The organism is Neorhizobium turbinariae (genome assembly GCF_023223505.1).
GTDB classification, from domain to species: domain Bacteria; phylum Pseudomonadota; class Alphaproteobacteria; order Rhizobiales; family Rhizobiaceae; genus Neorhizobium; species Neorhizobium turbinariae.
The window spans coordinates 139,404-159,773 of sequence record NZ_JALPRY010000008.1 but is presented as its reverse complement, the minus strand read 5'-3'; the positions used below and the strand labels follow the sequence as shown (position 1 = coordinate 159,773).

At 60.1% G+C, this 20,370-nt stretch carries 19 protein-coding genes; 12 read left to right on the top strand and 7 right to left on the bottom strand.

Annotated elements, in window-relative coordinates; translation table 11 throughout:
• Positions 1 to 20: 20 nt before the first annotated feature.
• The 4 genes from M0654_RS07335 to M0654_RS07320 are packed head-to-tail and all read left to right on the top strand — an operon-like array spanning position 21 to position 3,490.
• A complete protein-coding gene (locus M0654_RS07335) occupies positions 21 to 968 on the top strand; it encodes an ABC transporter ATP-binding protein (RefSeq protein ID WP_248682501.1) in 948 nt (315 codons plus the stop codon).
• Positions 965 to 2,176 (top strand): ABC transporter permease, encoded by a 1,212-nt coding sequence (locus M0654_RS07330; protein ID WP_248682500.1) that lies wholly within the window; start codon positions 965 to 967, stop codon positions 2,174 to 2,176. Before M0654_RS07335 ends, M0654_RS07330 begins: the two co-directional genes overlap by 4 nt.
• 13 nt (positions 2,177 to 2,189) lie before the next feature.
• Complete coding sequence (locus M0654_RS07325) at positions 2,190 to 2,951, top strand: fatty acid desaturase (protein ID WP_248682499.1); 762 nt, start codon at positions 2,190 to 2,192, stop codon at positions 2,949 to 2,951.
• An 8-nt stretch (positions 2,952 to 2,959) separates the two neighbouring features.
• Positions 2,960 to 3,490 (top strand): sterol desaturase family protein, encoded by a 531-nt coding sequence (locus M0654_RS07320; RefSeq protein ID WP_248682498.1) that lies wholly within the window; start codon positions 2,960 to 2,962, stop codon positions 3,488 to 3,490.
• 25 nt (positions 3,491 to 3,515) lie between these two features.
• Here the strand turns inward: M0654_RS07320 and M0654_RS07315 are convergent, their stop codons facing one another.
• Positions 3,516 to 4,799: a glycosyltransferase gene (locus M0654_RS07315; RefSeq protein ID WP_248682497.1), complete on the bottom strand. Its 1,284-nt coding sequence runs from the start codon at positions 4,797 to 4,799 to the stop codon at positions 3,516 to 3,518.
• Between the two features lie 79 nt (positions 4,800 to 4,878).
• Positions 4,879 to 5,496: a DUF2585 family protein gene (locus M0654_RS07310; protein WP_248682496.1), complete on the bottom strand. Its 618-nt coding sequence runs from the start codon at positions 5,494 to 5,496 to the stop codon at positions 4,879 to 4,881.
• A gap of 145 nt (positions 5,497 to 5,641) precedes the next feature.
• Here M0654_RS07310 and M0654_RS07300 point away from each other — a divergent pair, with 145 nt between their 5' ends.
• Together M0654_RS07300 and M0654_RS07295 are read left to right on the top strand one after the other, a co-directional pair.
• Positions 5,642 to 7,372, top strand: a complete 1,731-nt coding sequence (locus tag M0654_RS07300) for a GAF domain-containing sensor histidine kinase (protein ID WP_313791073.1) — start codon at positions 5,642 to 5,644, stop codon at positions 7,370 to 7,372.
• A gap of 112 nt (positions 7,373 to 7,484) precedes the next feature.
• Complete coding sequence (locus tag M0654_RS07295; protein WP_248682495.1) at positions 7,485 to 8,408, top strand: MYG1 family protein; 924 nt, start codon at positions 7,485 to 7,487, stop codon at positions 8,406 to 8,408.
• Here the strand turns inward: M0654_RS07295 and M0654_RS07290 are convergent, their stop codons facing one another.
• Positions 8,409 to 8,795 (bottom strand): ester cyclase, encoded by a 387-nt coding sequence (locus M0654_RS07290; protein WP_248682494.1) that lies wholly within the window; start codon positions 8,793 to 8,795, stop codon positions 8,409 to 8,411. It abuts the gene before it with no gap.
• A 196-nt stretch (positions 8,796 to 8,991) separates the two neighbouring features.
• On the opposite strand from M0654_RS07290, the gene M0654_RS07285 reads away from it, so the two are divergent.
• Genes M0654_RS07285 through M0654_RS07270 form a run of 4 tightly spaced genes read left to right on the top strand, consistent with a single transcriptional unit; the run spans position 8,992 to position 12,487 of the window.
• Positions 8,992 to 9,906, top strand: coding sequence for a metal ABC transporter substrate-binding protein (locus tag M0654_RS07285; RefSeq protein ID WP_282571564.1), 915 nt, complete (start codon positions 8,992 to 8,994; stop codon positions 9,904 to 9,906).
• Between the two features lie 42 nt (positions 9,907 to 9,948).
• Positions 9,949 to 10,794, top strand: a complete 846-nt coding sequence (locus M0654_RS07280) for a manganese/iron ABC transporter ATP-binding protein (RefSeq protein ID WP_248682493.1) — start codon at positions 9,949 to 9,951, stop codon at positions 10,792 to 10,794.
• Positions 10,791 to 11,651 (top strand): metal ABC transporter permease, encoded by an 861-nt coding sequence (locus M0654_RS07275; protein WP_248682492.1) that lies wholly within the window; start codon positions 10,791 to 10,793, stop codon positions 11,649 to 11,651. The genes M0654_RS07280 and M0654_RS07275 overlap by 4 nt, the downstream gene beginning before the upstream one ends.
• Positions 11,648 to 12,487: a metal ABC transporter permease gene (locus M0654_RS07270; RefSeq protein ID WP_313791072.1), complete on the top strand. Its 840-nt coding sequence runs from the start codon at positions 11,648 to 11,650 to the stop codon at positions 12,485 to 12,487. The genes M0654_RS07275 and M0654_RS07270 overlap by 4 nt, the downstream gene beginning before the upstream one ends.
• Here the strand turns inward: M0654_RS07270 and M0654_RS07265 are convergent.
• The 4 genes from M0654_RS07265 to M0654_RS07250 form a co-directional block, all read right to left on the bottom strand.
• Positions 12,475 to 14,352 carry a dipeptide ABC transporter ATP-binding protein gene (locus tag M0654_RS07265; RefSeq protein WP_248682491.1) on the bottom strand — a complete coding sequence of 626 codons (1,878 nt, stop codon included), beginning with the start codon at positions 14,350 to 14,352 and terminating at the stop codon, positions 12,475 to 12,477. The two genes, M0654_RS07270 and M0654_RS07265, sit on opposite strands and share 13 nt — an antisense overlap.
• A 1-nt stretch (position 14,353) precedes the next feature.
• Positions 14,354 to 15,226, bottom strand: coding sequence for an ABC transporter permease (locus M0654_RS07260; RefSeq protein WP_248682490.1), 873 nt, complete (start codon positions 15,224 to 15,226; stop codon positions 14,354 to 14,356).
• Between the two features lies 1 nt (position 15,227).
• Entirely contained in the window at positions 15,228 to 16,244 is a 1,017-nt protein-coding gene (locus M0654_RS07255) for an ABC transporter permease (protein WP_248682489.1), read from the bottom strand.
• Between the two features lie 74 nt (positions 16,245 to 16,318).
• Positions 16,319 to 17,854: an ABC transporter substrate-binding protein gene (locus M0654_RS07250; RefSeq protein WP_248682488.1), complete on the bottom strand. Its 1,536-nt coding sequence runs from the start codon at positions 17,852 to 17,854 to the stop codon at positions 16,319 to 16,321.
• A gap of 418 nt (positions 17,855 to 18,272) precedes the next feature.
• Here M0654_RS07250 and M0654_RS07245 point away from each other — a divergent pair, with 418 nt between their 5' ends.
• Entirely contained in the window at positions 18,273 to 19,886 is a 1,614-nt protein-coding gene (locus M0654_RS07245) for an AMP-binding protein (RefSeq protein ID WP_248682487.1), read from the top strand.
• A 51-nt stretch (positions 19,887 to 19,937) separates the two neighbouring features.
• The gene (locus M0654_RS07240) at positions 19,938 to 20,363 is read left to right on the top strand and encodes an organic hydroperoxide resistance protein (RefSeq protein WP_248682486.1); all 426 of its coding nucleotides are present in this window, start codon (positions 19,938 to 19,940) and stop codon (positions 20,361 to 20,363) included.
• The last annotated feature ends 7 nt before the right edge of the window (positions 20,364 to 20,370 follow it).

Sequence of the window (20,370 nt, the reverse complement as noted above, 5' to 3'; positions counted from 1 at the left end):
GTGGGTGATAGTGGTGCGCCATGATAGAGAGCGCCGCTGCCCTTGAAGTCCGTGACCTACGCGCCCGCTACGGTGACAAAGACGTCCTGAAAGGGATTGATCTCACCGTGGAGCGCGGGGAACTTTTCGGTCTGCTGGGTGGCAATGGCGCGGGCAAGACAACCTTCGTGCGCACCATCTGCGGACGCTTGCGGCCCGTAGCGGGTACGATTGACATTGCCGGCCAGAGCAAGCGGCAGGATCTGTCGCGGTCGATCGGGCTCGTGCCACAGGAAATCGCGCTCTACCCACACCTTACGGTCTACGAGAACCTCGAAGTGTTCGGCCGCATCTCGGGGCTCACTCGAGCCCAAACCAAAGCTGCGATCGAAGAGGTGGGGCACGTTTCCAACCTGCATGAGCGCGGCAACGATCTCGTCGAGACCTTGTCGGGAGGCTGGAAGCGACGTGCCAACATCGCAGCGGCTATCCTGCACCACCCCGCCTTGCTGATACTCGATGAACCCATGGTGGGCGTTGATCTTGATGCCCGCAACAGCCTCGAAAGCTTCATCAAGAGGCTGAGCACCCGTGGAATGGGCATACTGCTGGTCACGCATGACCTGCAGCAGGCGGAGAGCCTTTGCGATCGCGTTGGCTTTCTCCACGACGGCGTGATTGCACCACAAGGGGCGCCGCGTGCGCTGCTGGACGCTGCATTTGGAGCGCAGAGCGAGATTATCCTGGAGTTCGGGCAGCGTCTGTCGCCGGTGCAGGAAAAGGTACTTCATAAACTTTGTTTCTCATCCGCAGGTGGCGCTCCCAACTGGAGTCGGGTCGGCGAAGGATCCATCGTTGAAGTCTCTGCAGTTCTGCAGCATGCAGGCCTTTCGCCGCGGGAGATCCGCCTGAGGCGGCCCGGGCTGGACAGCCTGTTGCTGCAACTCTCCCATCCGGTCGGCTGGACCGCCGGAGAAGATGCTGCATGATCTTCGCCATGCTTCGCGTGATGACCCTGAGCCTTTTGCGCGATCGGGGTGCTCTGGTCCTGGCGTTCGTGCTACCGGCGGCGATATTCCTGATCCTCGCTTCCATTTTTGCGGCGACAGCAAGCGACAAGCTGCAGTTGAAGGTAGCTTTCGGAGCGGGTTCATCCACGCCCTCGACCCAAGCCTTCGAAAAGGCGCTGCGGAGCGACCCGGCATTGCATGTTTCTCCGTCACTCGCAAATCGAGATGATGTCGCCACGCGGGTTGAGCGGGGGCAGGCGGATGTCGGGGTCTTCATTGGCGGCCGCCTTGAAGATGTCGACGCACCACCGGTCACGGTGTTGGTGGAGCCGAGCAAGACCATGGCTGGTGCGATTCTGGCCGGTCGCATTCAGGCGCTGGTCCAAACCAAGCTGCCGGATCTGGCCCTGCTGAGGACAGCATCGACCTTCGAGAGCGTCGTTGGAGCCTTAACACCGGAGCAGTTTGCCCGGCTTTCTGCAACCGTGGAGGCGCTCGCACATCAGGGCGATGGCGATACAACCAGTGATAGGAGCTCGGGCAACCTGATCAAAACAATTTCGGTCGGTTCGTCAGTTGGCTCCAACGCGAGCATCACCTATTACGCCGGCGCTGTTGCGATCATGTTCCTGCTGTTCTCCGCCCTGCAAAGCGCCGCGACGCTGATCGAGGAGCGCAACTCTGGGATTTTGGATCGGATCGCCGTCGGGCCCGCGGGAACGGATGCTGTCGTGCTCGGCAAATTCCTGTTCGTCACGATCCAAGGCCTGGTGCAAGTCGCCGTGATCTTCGCTGTTGCTGCGCTGGTCTACCATATCGACCTGACCCAGCAGATCGGGCTTTGGCTGCTGACGTCGATTGCTGCTTCCCTGGGGGCCGCAGGTCTGGCACTGGCGGTCGCAAGTGCCTGTACGACCCGCCACCAGGCGCAAACTATCTCCACATTTGTGGTGCTGATCTGTTCGGCTATCGGAGGTTCGATGGTGCCGCGATTCATGATGCCGCAATGGCTTCAGGATCTCGGGCACTATACCCCCAATACCTGGGTCATCGAGGCCTATTACGGCACTTTGTGGCGGGGCGAGGGCTTGTCGGACATCCTTCCGGAGATATTTTGCCTGTTAGCGATGGCTGCCGTCGGAACCCTGGTCGCATTGATGCTGGCTCGACGGCGCCTGCAGTTCTAAAAGGAAATGCACAATGGCTGCCCCAACCACTGACGCCCGGATCGGCCGCAGTCACACAACCATCGGCCTGGTCCTGGCGAGCCTCGTCATCCTCGCCTGGCTTGCCGTCCATATCAGCGCGATTTTCCTTGTCGACTGGAGCGTTACGTCTCATCTCCTCGCGGCTCCACTGGTCATCGCCTTGCAGTGCTGGCTGAGCGTCGGTCTGTTCATCATCGCCCATGACTCCATGCACGGGTCGCTCGCGCCGCGACACCCGAAGCTGAACCGGGCGATCGGCCAGTTCTGCGTCTTCATCTATGCCGGGTTCTCGTACGACAAGCTCTATAAGAACCACCATGCTCACCACAGGCATGCGGGAACGGCCGAGGATCCGGATTTCGATGTCGAGCATCCATCGAGCTTCTTGCCTTGGTACCTCAAGTTCTTCCGGCACTACTTCGGCTGGCGCGAATTCGGCACCTTGACGGCCGCCGTCGTCATCTACCTGGTCATCCTGCAGGAGCGCTTCCCGACGATGCTGGTCTTTTGGGCGTTGCCGGCCATCCTGTCGTCGATACAGCTCTTCTATTTCGGGACTTACCGACCCCACAGGATTGGTGAGGAAACCTTTACCGATCAACACCGGGCGCGCAGCAACGACTTCTCCCCCATCCTGTCTTTGCTAACGTGTTTCCACTTCGGTTATCACCACGAACACCATGACGCGCCGTGGGTGCCGTGGTGGAAACTGCCCGCGCAGCGTCAACTCGCATTGCGCACGAAAACGAACTGAGGTCGAGAATGGAAGTCGTACTGTCTTATCTGGTCCCGACCGTTCTGGTTGTCGGCACTGTCGTGTTCATGGAGTGGTTCGCGGCGTGGTCGCACGAGCACATCATGCACGGCTGGGGCTGGAAGTGGCACAAGTCGCATCATGAGCCGCATGATGAAACTCTGGAGAAGAACGATCTCTACGCCGTGATCTTCGCCTGCTTTGCGGTCGCGCTCTTCTGGATCGGCTCAGCCTGGTTGTGGCCGCTGTGGTGGATCGCCGTCGGCATTTCGCTTTACGGCGTGCTCTATTTCTTCATGCACGATGGCCTCGTGCACCAGCGGTGGCCATTCAAATATGTGCCGCGAAAGGGTTACCTGAAGCGCGTCTACCAGGCGCATCGCCTGCACCACGCGGTGGAAGGCCGCGATGGCTGCGTTTCCTTCGGTTTCGTTTATGCCGAACCAGCGGACCGGCTTGTGAAGAAGCTCCAGGAGAACAAGCGAAAATATGATCCGCGCGCCTTGCAGGATGAGGATCAGCAAGCCGTTTCGAACTGAGTAACGTTCCTGTGGGCCGACGGGATCAACTCGCGCCTGCGACTTTCGCCTCTGGTGCGCCGTCGGCTCCCAGCTTTCCAGAGACGGTGCTCTCAATGATATCAATAGCCTTCCTGAGACCTCCGGCCGCGGCAATGGATTGGCCCATAGCCTTAGCTTTTTCGGAATAGGTGGGATCGGAAAGCAGCGTCTGGATTGCCTGCTTCATCTTCGCGGTGGTCAGGAATTGCGGCGAGAGACGCAAGCCCACCCTGTGGTGGACGATGCGGGCGGACACACCAGGCTGGTCGAAGGCTATCGGCAGCGCGATCATCGGCGTCCCGAACTCCAGCGCGTCCATGACCGTATTCATCCCGCCATGCGTGATGCAGAGATCTGCACGCTCCAACACCTCCCGTTGCGGAGCAAAATCCGTCACCCAGTCGGCGCCCAAAGCGTTTTCTTGGCCTTTGCTCATGCCGCCGCAATGCGCAACAAGCAATTGCACATCAAGCTCGCGGCAGGCCCGCGCGGCGGTTCGAAAGAGCCGGAACCGGTGACCCTGCAGTGTGCCGAGCGACATGAAGACGAAGGGCCTCTGCGGGTCGATTGGGAAGGGGACACCAGCCGCTTTCTGCACCCCCCGAATCGGGCCGACCATGTGGAGCCGCTTGTTATGCGATGCGCGCGGAAAATCGAAGCCTTCCGTTATCTGGGCGATCGTCGCGAGATCCGAAAGGCAGGACTGAAGATCATCAAATTCCGCACTCAAGCGAAAGCGCTTGGACCAGCGCTGGATCAGCCGACGTTGCTCGGTCAGCAGCAGGCGCGATACGCGTTCGCCTCCCTCGTTCCGCTTGATCCCCTTTGAGCCCGGGTCGTATGGCCACGACAGGAAGGGAAGCGGGATTCCCGCGTCACGTTCCAGAGGAACGGCACAGGCGATCGAGATCAGCGGCAACCGGAGATGGCGAGAAACAAGCCCGGCCGCCAGCTCCATCTGGTCGCCCAGCATTGCGTCTACGCCAAGCTGCCGCAGTTGAGCCGGTGCATGCGTGCAGAACGCTTCGGACAATACCGCCGTGTCATGAACGGTTCGCAGGATGCCAAGCGGACCGCTTGGCCGCGACGCACGCTTGATGATGCGATCCAACTGACGCCGATCAGTTCCGTCCACCGGCTGAACGTCAAATTGCGATGAAACCTCGTGTTCTATACCCTTATTGACGAGAAAGGTGACGCGGTGGCCACGTCGAAGAAGCTCTTGCCCGAGCGTTTCGAAGACTGCGATGTGGCTTTTGAACGGTGGGCAGATCAGCGCGAAGTGCAAGGGAAGCGTCCTGGTTTCAGGCGAAGGTAAATGGCCCGCCCTCCTTCGTCTTCAAGAAGGCGACAATGAACCAGTGTGTCTAGATCATGCTTGTCGAGGTGGTGATCCGAAGCAGGCCCGCAATCACGCTGTCGCCGATCATGATGAAGGTCACGATTTCGAGCGCGACGATGGCTGAAACTGTCACGGGAGTTGGCAGGCGCGAGGCCGCAAGAAAACCAACGAGCACGGCAGCAGTATCGCCAAGGGAGTTGGCGATACTGTCGCCGTAATAGTCCATCCCGCTTCCTTCCGCGCCAAAGATCTGGATGATGAAAGGCAGGTTCTCCATCACCTCCCAGATCACGCTGCTGATGACGGCATAGGTGGCGCGGCGCACGAGCGGCCATTGCGGCCGGATCATTTTCAGCCAGACAAACAGGCCGCATCCGAAGCCGAAATGCAGAAAGCTGTAAGGATCGGTGAGTTGCTGCGAGTTCTGCATCGGGTCCAGCGTCCCCTGCCAGAACTCGATCGTTCCGCAACCGCAGAACCAATGGCGGCCAAGAAGCGAAAGCGCGCTGATCTGGACAGCGATGGCAATACAGGAGAGCATCACCCAGCGGGCGTTGGAATGATCGGAGATCGCTCGAGTCGTTGGAATGTTCTCTGCCCCGCCGCTCATCCAGATCCGTTCAACTGCGTTGGTCCCGTTCATCCTGATCGCAAGAAATTAGGGCGCCAAAGCCGTTCGACCACCGTACGCTTCCGGCCGGGGAACGAAGTTTCGCTTGCAAAAGCACGCGGAAATTGCAGAACCTTAGATATCGCTAAAGGCATCATCGCCGGAAAGGACGGTGATCATGGATCAGCGTATCAGGAGTTCCACCCCGCTCGCTACGCTGACCCGGTCGCTTGCGAAGATTTCTCGCGCTCGCAGCTTCGACGAGATCGTCGACACCATCCGCACCAGCGCCCGGTCTCTGATTGGCTGCGAAGGCGTCGCCGTGATCCTGAAAGAAGGCGATCTCTGCCACTACGTGGAAGAAGATGCGATCGGCCCGCTCTGGAAAGGACAGAAGTTTCCCGCCGCCATCTGCATCAGCGGCTGGTCGATGGCCAACCACGAGACGGCGGTCGTGCCGGACATTTCAAAGGACGAGCGCATCCCGCACGCGCTTTACAGCGAGACATTCGTGAAAGCCTTGGCCATGGCACCAGTGCGTCGAGAGGATCCGATTGCGGCCATCGGCGCCTACTGGTCGCAGACCTACACGCCCGACGACTGGGAAATCGAGACGCTGGAAGCCCTTGCCGACGCTGCAACGACGGCGCTTCAGAACCTGGAAGCGCATGTTTCGCTCGCCAGACACATGGCCGCTTTGTCCAACTCGACTTCCGGTTCTCCGGAACAATTCGCGCTTGATGTGAGCCGCGTTTCGGCCATCGCTGCCGTCCCGACTATTCTCGACGTCGTGTTGCGGATGACCGGCATGGGCTTCGCGGCGGTGGCGCGGGTCACGGAGGCTCGGTGGATCGCTTGCCAGGTGCTCGATCCGATCGGCTTCGGCTTGAAACCGGGTGACGAACTGCCGATCGAAAGCACGCTCTGCAACGAGATCAGGGGGCACCGGCAGACGATCGTTTTTGATGATGCCGCGGACGATCCGCAATATCGCGACCACCATACACCACGCATCTATGGGCTCAGGAGCTACATCTCAGAGCCGATCATCCTTGCCAACGGCACCTTCTGGGGCACGCTCTGCGCCATCGATCCGAACCCGGCAAAGGTGAAGAACCCGGAGGTCCTCGGCGCCTTCAAGCTGTTCGCCGAGCTTATCGCCTATCATCTCGATGCTGAGACACGGCTGCAATCGGCGCAGGCGTCCCTGGAACGGGAGCGCGAGCTCGCAGAGCTTAGGGAGCAGTTTATTGCGGTGCTCGGACATGACCTTCGCAATCCGATTGCCGCGATCGATGCCGGCACGGCACGCCTGCTAAAGGAAGGCTGGACCGAGCGGAGCCCGCTGATCCTCAAGCTGATGAAGACGAGTGTCACGCGGATGGCAGGTCTTGTTGACAACGTCATGGATCTTGCTCGTGCCCGCATGGGTGGCGGCATTTCGCTTACCATGACCGACGCTGATCTTGCCGACACGCTCCAGCATGTCGTTGATGAGTTGCGGGTGGCGCATCCGGAGCGGGAGATCTCCGCGATATTCGACCTGCCGCGCAGCCTCACCGTCGACCACCTTCGGATCGCACAGATGGCGTCCAACCTGCTGTTCAACGCGGTTACTCATGGCGCATCCGCGACACCGGTGCTCATCTGGGCCCATTTGCGTGACGAAGTTCTCGAAATCGGCGTCACCAATGGCGGGAGCGCTATACCTACCGGGCAGATCAGCAAGCTGTTCCTGCCGTTCAAGCGCGGCGAAGGACGTCCCGGCGTGCAGGGGCTTGGCCTTGGTCTATACATTGCCTCCGAGATCGCCAAGGCGCATGGCGGCATGATCGACGTGTCATCGGATGAGCAGGAAACTTGTTTCACCTTCAGTGGCATTCTGAAGCAGGCCGAACCGATTGCTTGACGTCGTTTAAGTAAGCCGGTTGCATTCTGAGCTGCGGCGAGATGTCGATTGAGCCGACGCAGGGAAACGGTTATTGCGGCCTCTCCCGATTTCATACGCAAGGCAGCCGGTCATGATCCCAGATTACCTCGTCACCCATTCCGGTGGCTTCCATGCCGATGAACTGCTGTCGAGCGTCATCCTCACCCGACTTTTTCCCGAGGCCAAGATCGTGCGGAGCAGGGCGCCGGAATGGATCACTCCGGGTGAAGACCGCATCGTTTATGACGTCGGCGGTGGCTACGATGCCAAGGCGCGCCTGTTCGACCACCATCAGCGCGCGGCGCCGAAGCGAGATGACGGCCAGCCCTACAGCTCGTTTGGTTTGATCTGGAAACATTTCGGCCGCGCCTACCTCGCAGAACTTGCCGTGCCGGATGCCTTCATCGAGAGTGTGCACGCGTCGTTCGATACGAGCTTCGTCCTGCCGGTCGACCTGGTCGACAACGGCGCCCTGAGCCCCGACAGCGCCGGCATGCTTGCCGGGCTGACCCTGCCATCGCTGCTGGAGCTTCTGAAGCCGCCTTTTGACGAGACGGACCGCACGGCCACCGACCGCGCCTTTCATGATGCACTGGCGGTCGCTCGCCGGTTCGCGGAAGCAAAGATCGGCCAAATCCACGCCAAGCTGCGGGCAGAGGCCTTGGTGCTGGAGGCGATCAGCAAGGCCGGCAGCGAGCGTGTTCTTGAATTGCCGATGGGCATGCCCTTCCGCCCAGCCATCGTGAAGGCGGGCGCCGATCACCTCCTGTTCGTCGTCCATCCGCGCGATACCGATTGGTGCGTCACTGGCATTCGCCGCAGCGATGAAGGTTTTGAGCTTCGTGCCGATCTTCCAGCCAGTTGGGCGGGCTTGACGGGCGCGGAACTTGAGGCTGCAAGCGGCGTGAAAGGCGCGAGCTTCTGCCACAATGGGCGTTTCATTGCCGCAGCTGCCACGCGTGAAGCCGCGCTTGCCCTGGCAGATCTTGCCGTCAAAGAGGCCGGGCACTCCTGACTAAGTCGCCAGTTGGGCCTCTACGGTCACCTTGTCGATCACCGACCAGACTGACATGATCTTTTCGTTTCGGAACTCATAGAATACGTTTTCTGGAAATGAGATCCTGCGGCCGTTGACCGCCAAGCCGAGGAAGGCGCCCTTCGGCGAACAATCGAAATCGAGCCGGGCCGCAATGAACGGCGGCTCGCAGACGAGAAGGCCGATCCTGAACTCAAGATCCGGGATCTGCTCGAAGTCGTTGACCAGCATGTCACGGTAGCCTGAGAGCCCGAAATCCCGCCCGTTGTGCTGCACGCCCTCCGCAACGTAGTCACTCAAATGTTCCCAGTCGCGGCGGTTCAAGCAGGCGATGTAAGCGCGATACACCTCCGATAGCGACGTCATCCTGTGCGTCTCCATGATTGGGATCCTATGGTGAACGCATCAAACGTCACCAATGATCCAGGCCACCTGTGGCGATAGGCGCACCACACTCAGATGCGAATAATTCGCAGTTGCATTTATGCGAGCCACTGTTAAAGTTGTCGTAATTGCGAATGAGTTGCATTCGCGAGATGAGTGCATTCTTGAGGAGGAATGGATGTTCGACAGTCTGCGACGGAAGACCCTGTTAGCAATGATGGGAGCAGCGTTCGCGGCCGCACTGTCCTTTGCACCCGCTTTCGCGCAGGAGAAAATCAAGGTCGTCACGACCTTCACCGTCATCGCCGATATCGCGCAGAACGTCGCGGGCGATGCGGCAATTGTTGAATCGATCACCAAGCCCGGCGCCGAGATCCACAATTACCAGCCGACGCCTGGCGACATCAGGCGCGCCCAGGGTGCCCAACTCATCCTGTGGAACGGGCTCAACCTCGAGCTCTGGTTCGAGAGGTTCTTCAGGAACCTGAAGGACGTGCCGAGCGTGGTCGTTTCGCAGGGCGTCGAACGAATGGGCATCTCGGAAGGTCCCTATCAAGGCAAGCCCAACCCGCACGCCTGGATGTCGCCCACTGCGGCACTCATCTATGTCGATAACATTCGCGACGCTTTCGTGCAGCACGATCCCGCCAATGCGGAGATCTACAAGAAGAACGCCGAGGCCTATAAAGACAGGATCAAGGCGGTCATTGAGCCCACCAAGGCTGAACTCTCCAGATTGCCGGAAGAGAAGCGCTGGCTGGTTACTAGCGAAGGCGCCTTCTCCTACCTGGCGCGCGATTTCGGCCTGAAGGAGCTTTACCTGTGGCCGATCAACGCCGACCAACAGGGAACGCCGCAGCAGGTTCGCAAGGTCATCGACTCCGTGCGGAAGAACGGCATTGGGGTCGTTTTCTCCGAGAGCACCATTTCATCCGCTCCGGCCGAGCAGGTTGCCCGCGAGACCGGCGCCCGATACGGCGGCGTGCTCTATGTCGATTCTCTGACCGAAGCCGATGGCCCCGTGCCGACCTACCTCGACCTCTTGCGCGTCACGTCCGAAACCATCGCCAAGGGTCTGGCATCCTCGTCCTGACTGCACGCATTCATGCGGCTCATCGATAGAAGGGAATACCGAATGACCGCGCATCCTCGATCAGTGAACTTGCCTGCGGCAGAGGTGGACGGCGCCGGGCTTCTCGTTAGCGGCGCCACGGTCACCTATCGCAACGGTCATACCGCCCTACGAGATGCGAGCTTCGCAGTACCAACCGGGACGATCGCGGCACTCATCGGCGTAAACGGGTCCGGAAAATCGACGCTGTTCAAGGCGATCATGGGTTTTGTGAAGCTCGCTCAAGGTGAGATCCGCATTCTCGGCATGCCGGTGAAAGACGCGCTGCGCAAAAACCTCGTCGCCTATGTTCCGCAGGCGGAAGAGGTGGATTGGAACTTTCCGGTCCTTGTCGAGGACGTCGTGATGATGGGCCGCTACGGCTACATGGGGATGATGCGCATCCCGAAAGCGGACGATCATGATGCAGTTGCCGCAGCGCTTGCACGGGTCAGCATGACCGAGTTCCGCAAACGCCAGATTGGTGAGCTCTCGGGCGGCCAGAAGAAGCGCGTCTTCCTTGCCCGCGCCCTCGCGCAAGACAGCCGGATCATCCTGCTCGACGAGCCATTCACGGGCGTAGACGTCAAGACGGAAGAACAGATCATCCAGCTTCTCCGTGAGCTGCGGGATGAGGGCAGGGTAATGCTCGTTTCAACCCACAATCTCGGCTCCGTGCCAGATTTCTGTGACCGCACCGTTCTGATCAGGGGAACAGTGCTTGCCTCGGGTCCAATCGCGGAGACCTTCACAAGGGAGAATCTGGACAAGACTTTCGGCGGTGTGCTGCGTCATCTCGAACTTGGCCATGCACCAGTGGAAGTTGACGACACTCCTGGGCGCGCCATCGAAAAGTTGGGACACGGATGAGCGCCCTCCTGCTCGAGCCATTCACCTACAGCTACATGCTGAACGCCATGTGGGTTTCGGCGCTTGTCGGGGGCGTCTGTGCCTTCCTGTCCTGCTATCTCATGTTGAAGGGCTGGTCCCTCATTGGCGACGCCTTGTCGCACGCGATCGTTCCCGGCGTTGCCGGCGCCTACATGCTCGGCCTGCCGTTCTCGGTGGGCGCGTTCTTTTCAGGAGGGCTCGCCGCAGGCGTGATGTTATTCCTCAACCAGCGGACCAAGCTGAAGGAAGACGCCATCATCGGCCTGATCTTTTCTGCCTTCTTCGGCCTTGGCTTGTTCATGGTGTCGATCTCGCCGACATCGGTGAACATCCAGACCATCGTGCTCGGCAACATCCTTGCCATAACGCCGGGCGATACACTGCAACTGGCAGTCATTGGCTTCGTGTCGCTGGCAATCCTGCTTGCAAAATGGAAAGACCTGATGGTCGTGTTCTTCGATGAAAGCCATGCGCGATCGATCGGGCTCAATCCGACCCTGCTGAAGATCATGTTCTTCACGCTGCTGTCCGCCTCGACGGTGGCGGCGCTTCAGACTGTCGGCGCCTTCCTGGTCATCTGCATGGTGGTGACGCCGGGTGCGACCGCCTACCTCTTGACCGACAGGTTTCCTCGTCTCCTCCTCATTGCCGTTGCCATTGGCGCGGGCACGAGCTTCATTGGCGCTTATGCCAGCTATTTCCTGGATGGGGCGACAGGCGGCATCATCGTTGTGCTGCAGACGCTGTTCTTTCTCACCGCATTCTTCTTCGCGCCCAAGCACGGCATGTTCGCTGCACGCCGCCGGGCAACCGAGACGACGGAGGTCCGACCGTGAACCTCGTGGATACGCTGCTCGCACCCTTCGCGTTCGGCTTCATGGTTACGGCGCTGATGATCGCGGTTGTCGTTGCAATCCCGATGGCGCTCCTGTCCTGTTTTGTCGTGCTTAAAGGTTGGTCACTGATGGGCGACGCGATCAGCCACGCTGTTTTCCCCGGCGTAGTCATCGCCCACATCATCGGCATCCCTTATATCATCGGCGCCTTCATTGCCGGGATGTTTTGCGCTGTTGCGACCGGCTTCATCGAGGATAACAGCCGCATCAAACAGGACACCGTCATGGGCATCGTCTTTTCCGGCATGTTCGGGCTGGGTCTGGTGCTCTACGTGAAGATCCGGTCCGACGTGCATCTCGACCATATCCTGTTTGGTGACATGCTGGGCGTTTCATGGGGCGACATCACCCAGGCGGCCGGGATTGCTGTCCTCACGGCAGGTATCATTAGGCTGAAGTGGAAGGACTTCCTGCTGCACGCCTTCGACCCGGCACAGGCGCGCGCTGTCGGTCTGCGGGTCAATCTCCTGCATTACGGCTTGCTCGGCCTCATCTCGTTGACGATTGTGGGAGCGCTTCAGGCTGTAGGCATCATCCTCGCCATCGCGATGCTGATCGCTCCGGGCGCCATCGCCTTTCTGTTAAGCCGCAAGTTCAGCATCATGTTGCTGATCGCAGTCACACTCTCGATCACCACATCATTCCTTGGCGTCTACCTGTCCTTCTTCATCGACAGCGCGCCTGCGCCAACAATTGTTCTCCTACTCTCGGTCACCTTCGTCATCGCGTTCTTGAAGGTAAGCCTGGGAGGCAGGGCAGGCGTTCATTCCACCTGATATCCTGCCTGAGCCAGAACCGGCGACCACTCCTTCTCCACGTCATCCGGCGGCACTGCGGCCAGCAGGCTGCGGGTGTAGGGGTGCTGGGGCTCGGAGAAAACGGCCTCCGTTCGGCCGCTTTCCACCACCTCGCCCCGGTACATGACCATCACGCGGTCGCAGAGGTAGCGGACGACGGAGAGGTCGTGGCTGATGAAGAGCATCGAGAAGCCATGCTCGTCGCGAAGCTTCAGGAGAAGGTCGAGAAGCTGCGCCTGGACGGAAACATCGAGGCCGGAGACGATCTCGTCGGCTACAAGGATCTTCGGCAGGCTGCAGAGAGCACGTGCGATATTGACGCGCTGCTTCTGGCCGCCGGAAAGCTGTGAAGGGAAGCGCATCGCCGCGTCCGGCGGCAGGCCGATTTCCTTGAGAAGCTCGGACGCTCGGTTCATCCGTTCCTGCTGGCTGTTGTAGGCACCCGTCGCCTCATTGGCTTGCGTCACGATGCTGCCGATCCGGCGACGTGGGTTGAGCGCCGATTGCGGGTCCTGGAAGACCATCTGGATGTAGTCGCGACGGTAGGCTCTATCGGCATTGCCATTGGCGGTGACATCGCGACCTGCAAGGGTAAGTTTCCCATCCGTCGGCGTGTCCAGGCCCACTACGAGGCGGGCGAGCGAGCTCTTGCCGCTACCACTTTCCCCGACAATGCCGACGAACTCCCCTTCGCCGAGTGTGAAGTCGACGCTGTTCACCGCCTTGAAGCTGGTGCGCGACGCGAACGGGCTCCAGGCTGTCGTGTAGCCCTTGGTCAGCTTCTCTCCGCGCAGTTGCGTCGTGCCAGTTGTGACTTCTCTACCAGGCGCGAGCGGCGGAGGCACGATCTCCGGAGTCTTTTCCGTGCGGATGCAGGCGGCGATGTGGTTTGGCCCAATATCCACCAGCGGCGGCTCGGCCAAGGTGCAGGCTTCCACCGCATTCGGGCAGCGAGACGCAAAGCGGCAGCCTTTCAGGTCCTTCAGGACCCGTAGGCCCGGCATGCGTTCGGGCAGGATGTATAGCCCCCGCCGCGGACCGGTGATCGTTGGATTGGCGAGTTGCAGGCAGCGGGTATAAGGATGTGCCGGCGCAGAAAACAGCTGTTTCGCGGGACCACGCTCCGCCGGGCGACCAGCGTAAAGCACCATGATCTCGTCGCTGATTTGCGAGGCAAGGCGCAGGTCGTGAGTGATGAAGATCACCGCCGTGCCGTCGCGCTTCTGCATTTCGGCGATCAGCTTGACGATGCGCGCCTGGATGGTGACGTCCAGCGCCGTTGTCGGCTCATCAGCAATCAGCAGGCGCGGACGACTGGCAAATGCCATCGCGATCAGGATGCGCTGGCACATGCCGCCGGAAAGCTGGTGCGGATATTTGTCCAACAACGCCGCACCATGCGGCAGATGGACCGCCTCGAACTCCTTCAGTGCCCGCTGCTTCCAGTTTTCGCCAGGCGCCAGCCCGATGCGCAGCAGGTGCTCCTTCATCTGCTGCCCGACACTCAAGACCGGGTTGAGGCCCGATAGCGGTTCCTGCGGAATAAAGGCGATCTCGCGGCCGAGCAGATCACGGCGCCGCTCGGCAGCCATACCCACCAGATCCTCGCCATCAAACTCCAGAGTGCCTTTTGTGACCGCGAAACCGTGCGGCAGGAACTGCGAGATGGTGCGGCCGATCATCGACTTGCCGGCGCCGGATTCCCCGACAAGGCCGAGGATCTTGCCCGGCTCCAGCGAGAAGTTGAGATCGGTCAGGACCGGGAACCGTTCCTTGCCGCCGAGCGACTCGACGCTGAGGTTCCGCGCCGAAAGGATGGGACCTGACAAGTGACGATTGGCCATATCAGGTGCGCTCCGTCTGCGTGAGGCGGGTATCAAGCGTGCGGCGTAGGCCGTCGCCCAGGATGTTGAAGCCGAACACGGCAAAGAAGATCGCCAGGATCGGTGCGATCAGGTTGAAGGGCGCCTCGTAGATGTTCTGGCGCGCATCCGCGATCATCTGGCCCCAGGCAGGCGTTTCCGAACCGACGCTCATGCCGACGAAGGACAGGATCGCCTCGACGATGACGGCAACACCCATTTCAAGGCTCATCAGGGTAATGAGGAGTGGCAACGTGCCCGGCAGGATCTCGCGGGTGATGGTGCGCCAGTGGGAGAAGCCGACGAGTTGCGCGGCAGATACATAGTCACGCCTCCGCAGCACGATCACTTCGCTTCGCAAGACGCGGCAGAAGCGGGTCCAGTCGACGAGGATAATCGCCAGCACAACGTTTCTGAGCCCTGTGCCCAAGCCAACCATCAGGATCAAGGATAGGATGACCGGCGGGAAGGAGAGCCAGATTTCCACCACGCGGCCGATCACCCAGTCAACCCAGCCTCCAAAATAGCCGGCCACATGGGCAAAGAAGGCGCCGATGAGCATGGCGCCCACCGATGCCGTGAACGCGACGGTGAGGGCGACCCGTGCACCAAAGATGAGACGGGAAAGCACGCAGCGACCGAGACTGTCGGTTCCAAGAGGATACATCGCATCGCCGCCATCTGCCCAGGCAGGAGGGATCAGTATGGCGAGCAGGTCCTGTTCGTTGGGATCGTTCGGCGCGAGATAGGGGGCGAATACCGCGCAGATGCCGAGGATCAGGATGATGACGAGACCGGTCTGGACGCGGCCGGACTTCAGCCAGAGCGGAAGCGCTTTTCTGTCAGTGCTCGCCATGTCAGCGTACCCTCAGTTTCGGGTTGAGGATCAGGTAAAGGCTGTCCACGATGATGCTGATCACCAGCACGGCGATGCAATAGGTTAGGCCGGCGCCCTGGATGATTGGCAGGTCGGCATTGCGGATCGCATCGACCATCAGGTTGCCCATCCCAGGGTAGGAATAGATGATCTCGACCAATAGCGTGCCACCGAACAGGAAGCCGAACTGCACGCCCATCAGGCTGAGTGTCGGCAGGATCGCATTTTTCAGCCCGTGACGGACGAGGATGCGTTTTTCGGAGAGGCCGCGCAGGCGTGCCTGATGGATGTAGTCGTCTTGGTAGGCATCAAGCAGGCTGGAACGCAGCACGCGCATCAGCGACGGCGATAGTGCGATCCCGAGCGCCAGGCAGGGCAGGATCATGTGCTGCAGCGCGTTGAAGAAGGTCGCGATATTGCCAGTGATCAGGCTATCCAGCAGCAGGAATCCGGTCACAACCGGCCGCTCGAAGCCGGGGCTGAGGCGCCCGGTGAACGGCAGGACCTCGAAGAACACACCGAACATGAGGAGAAGGAACAGGCTCCAGAGGAATTCCGGCAGGGAAAGGAGGAGGATGGAGAAGAAGTCGGTAACGGCCTCAAGACGGGTGCCGCGTACGTAAAAGAGGAATAGCCCGCCGGCGAGACCAAAAACCGTTGCGACGATCATAGCGATAACGGCGAGTTCGATCGTGGCGGGCAGGGTATTGCCGATCAGCGATGTCACGTCCTGGCGGAAGTGGATGGAGCGTCCGATATTGCCGTGCAGAAGCTGGTTCAGCCAGATGCCGTACTGTTCGTAGAGCGGCCGGTCGAGTCCCATCTCCGACCGCATCGTCTCGATCTCCTCCAGCGTCGCGTTGGGCGGCAGCGACATTGCGGCCGGATCAACCGGCAGGATGCGCAGGATGCAGAAGAGAAGCGCGGACACAACGAGCAGGATCGGTATCGCGGTCAGCACGCGCTTTACCAACAGCTTGGCAATGGTCGCAAACATGCGCATGCCCCGTATGAGAAATGTCAGGAAGAGGGGCCGGGCGTACCCGAACCCCCAAAGCAGTATCCAACGCTTTAAGACCAGGACATGGTCTTGCCGAGGACCCACGCGTTGCCGTACTTCACGTAGTTGAGGTTCTTCTTGCGAACCACGGTCTGCACGCTCTGCAGCAGCGGAATGTTGGCACCGGTGTCCACAATCTCCTTGGCGAGATCCTGATACCCCTTGACCCGCTTCTCATACACCGGCTCCGTGAAGAGCTGGAGGATCTTGTCGCCAATTTCCTGACCCTTCCAGGCGCCGAACGGCATCTTCGGGTTCATGAGGTAACCGGCGAAAATTTCCGGGTCGCCGGTCGCGTTGTCGAAGCTGTAGAGGGTCGCCTCCGGCAGTTGGCCGCCGCGGTTCAACTCGAAATATTTCGAATACTCAATCTGCTGCAGCTCGACCTTCAGGCCAACCTTCTGCCACATCTGCACGAGCGCACGCGCGATATCGAAGTCGCTCGGGAACTGGCCGTTGGTTGCTGCGAGCGTAAAGGTGGCCGGCTTGTCGGCGGTGTAGCCGGCGTCGGCCAGAAGCTTCTTTGCAAGCTCCGGATCATACGGGAACTTGTAGTCTTCTACGAAGCCAGGCGTTCCCGGCGTTGCGGGCACCGAAAGCGGCACGGCCGCGCCGCCATAAAAGGCCTTCGAAAGCGCAGCCTTGTCGATGGCATGGTGGGCGGCAAGGCGCACGGCCTTGTCCTCGAAGCCCTTGTCGTTGCGCATCTGCAGGATGATGATGCGGGTGAAGGGGTTGATTTCGGAGGTCAGGCCTTCGGTCTTGCCCAACCGTTCCGTTTCGCGAACGGGCAAGTTCACAGTGATGTCGACCTGGCCGGACTGGATCGCCGCGGTACGTGCCGACGGGTCCTTGATGATGTCGATCGTGACCTGCTTGATCTTCGGCTTCTCGCCGAAGTAGTCGTCATTGCGCTCCAGCACGACGCGGGAGTTCATCTGGTAGTCAACGAGCTTGTAGGGGCCGGAACCGATAGGCTTCTTGGCAAACTCCTCCGCACCGACCGATTCGACATACTTCTTCGGCACCACATAACTGCCCAGGAAGGCCAGCCATTGCGGCGCCGTCGGGGTCGGAGCGGAGAACTTCATCACACCGGAGGTCGGCGACAGAACCTCGATTTCCGTCAACGTGCGCCAGGAGTTGGCGATGTCGAGCTTCAAGCCTGACTTCACACGGTCGATGAAGGTGTACTGGAAGTCCTCCATCGTCATCGGGTCGCCATTGTGGAACTTTACGTCGTCGCGGATCTCGAACGGCATGGAAAGACCGTCCGGCTTCAGCTCCCATTTGGTGATGAGGTTCGGGATCAGCTTCAGGTCAGGCGACTGGTCGAGCGGCTGGTCGAAGACCAGCTTGAAGATCGGCTGCGCATCAGGGTTGAAGCGCAGGTTAGGGTCCCAGGACGGCACGTCGGACGGCCAGCCGATTGTGACACTGTCGGAATCCTGGGCAAGGGCGAAACTGGCATGCGACAGCACGGAGCCGCTGACCGCGGCGAGGCCGAGCATCTGCAAGAGATTTCTGCGGTCGATTTCAAAAGTCATGACGATCCCTCTGGTTCACCCGTCGATGCACGCGACGGGCTTGCGGCGGTTGTTGAACGCAAGCCTGCAATCCTGCCAGGAGCTTCGGTTTTCAGTCCCGCTTTTGCGGTCGTCCCCTTGACATTGAGCGGATGGTAATTCGAGGCATATGTTACTTCAAGCCTAAAATTTTTCTGCCGATTGGAAAAATGAAGGCCTGATCCTGAGTTGCAAAAAGGCAGTCAACGAGCGAGTAAACCAAGCCTGCTGGTTGCATTTCGACCATGACGCTGGAGTTTTGGTGCCAACGTGGCACGAAAAACGGGTTGACGCGCTTTCACATTATTTTACTCTTAAAACGTCTTTTGAAATGCTACGGACATGATGTTGGCTTCATGCTCCTGATGAAGGGCTTGCTCGAGCGGGAATAGGTAGGCAAATGCATTCTCCATATCTGCTTTTCGAGCATCAGGCTCTGAAGAACCCCCAAGCGCCGATGTTGATCGCCCCGAAGAGCGCCAAGTTGCCCTATGCTCCGGAAGGCTTCCGCTACAGCTACGGGGATGTGCATGCGCGGGTGGAGCTTCTGAAGCAGGCGTTCGCGAAGGCGGGCTATGGCGTCGGCGCGCGGGTGGCCCTGTTGCTCGAGAACCGGCCGGAGTTCTTTGAGTATTGGCTCGCTTTGAATGCCATCGGCGTCTCGATCGTTCCGATCAACCCGGACCTGCGGCGCGATGAGTTGCTCTTCCAGCTCGATATGGCAGAGGCGTCGTTGATGGTGGTGAGTGCCGAGCGGCTGGAGGAGTTGCGCAATATCAAGCCGGAGACGCTGGCCGTCGTCGCGCCGGGTGATGATATCCCGCCATCACCAAAGGCATGGGAAGCGCGATCGGGCGGGCCGGATGCCGAATGCGCGCTGCTTTTCACCTCCGGTAGTACGGGCAAGCCGAAAGGTTGCATCCTCTCCAATGCCTACTTTCTCTGCCTCGCCGAGTGGTACACCACCCAGGGCGGCATCGCCGAAATGGTCGAGGGTGAGGAGGTGGCGCTCACGCCGCTGCCGATGTTCCACATGAACGCGCTCGGATGCACCGCCGTTGGGATGATGATGAAGGGCGGGGCCATCGTTCCGCTTGACCGGTTTCATTCCAGTTCCTGGTGGGCATCGATCGCCGATTCCGGTGCAACCATCATCCATTGCTTGGGCGTTATTCCAGCCATCCTGCTGCAGTTGCCTGTGGAAGAGGCCGAACGGCAGCATCGGGTGAAGTTTGCGCTAGGACCTGGTGTCGACGCGCGCCACAAGATCGAGTTCGAGAAGCGCTACGGCATTCCGATTGTTGAAGCTTGGGCTATGACGGAAACCGGTGGCCGTGCGGTGACGACAACCGCAGCTGACGACTATACACCCGGCCAGCGTTGCATCGGGCGGCCGCGCAAGGGGATGCAGTTCCGGATCGTCGATGACACCGGCAATGATGCCGAGTTCGGCAAGCCCGGCGAGCTTCTGGTGCGTGCAGAAGGTCCGAACCCGCGCGACGGGTTCTTCACCGGCTACCTCAAGGACGAGAAGGCGACAGAGGAGGCTTGGGAAGGCGGCTGGTTCCATACCGGCGACGTCGTCTACGCGGACGAGAAAGGTCTCCTCTACTTCTTCGACCGCAAGAAGAGCATCGTGCGACGCAGCGGGGAGAACATCGCGGTGCTGGAGGTAGAGGCGGCACTTGCCAAGGATCCAGCCGTCAAGGCATCTGCTGTCACACCTGTGCCGGACGACCTGCGTGGCGAGGAAGTTTTCGCGTTCGTGGTCGAGAACGAAGCGGCGGAAACGGTAGCTCTTGGAGAGAGGGCAAAACGCCTTGTCGAGGCAGCTGCTCAGCACATCGCCTACCACAAGCTGCCAGGCTTCATCGCCTTCATCGAAAAGCTTCCCGTCAGTTCGACGCAGAAGCTGCAGCGCGGCGAGATCAGAGCGATGGCGGCGAAGGCGGTGGCCGAGGGGTCGGCGATCGACCTGCGAAAACTCAAGGCATCAATCCGAAAGACAGGTTGATCCGCTAGTCGGATCAAAGGCGGATTGCCAAATGACAATGGGAGAGACGGAATGACACCCGAGAAGATACTTTATGAGACTGCCGTCACGGCTCAGGGAGGGCGTGAGGGGAGGGCGCAAAGCACGGATGGCAACTTGTCCGTCAACCTCTCGGTGCCGAAAGGCCTTGGTGGACCGGGCGGCGAGGGCACCAACCCGGAGCAGCTTTTCGCGGCTGGCTACGCAGCCTGTTTTCTCGGAGCGGTAAAACTCGTGGCACGTAACAAGAAAGTTGCGCTGTCCGGTGATATATCAGTCACCGCCAAGGTCGGGATCGGCCCGGTCCCCGTTGGATATGCGCTGGCCGTCGAACTGGTGGTGTCCCTGCCGGACATCGATCGTGCCCAGGCTGAAGAAATAGTCGCCGGCGCTCACGAGCGTTGCCCTTATTCCAACGCAACGCGTGGCAATGTGGACGTGAAGCTGACCGTCGCTTGAAGAGGGG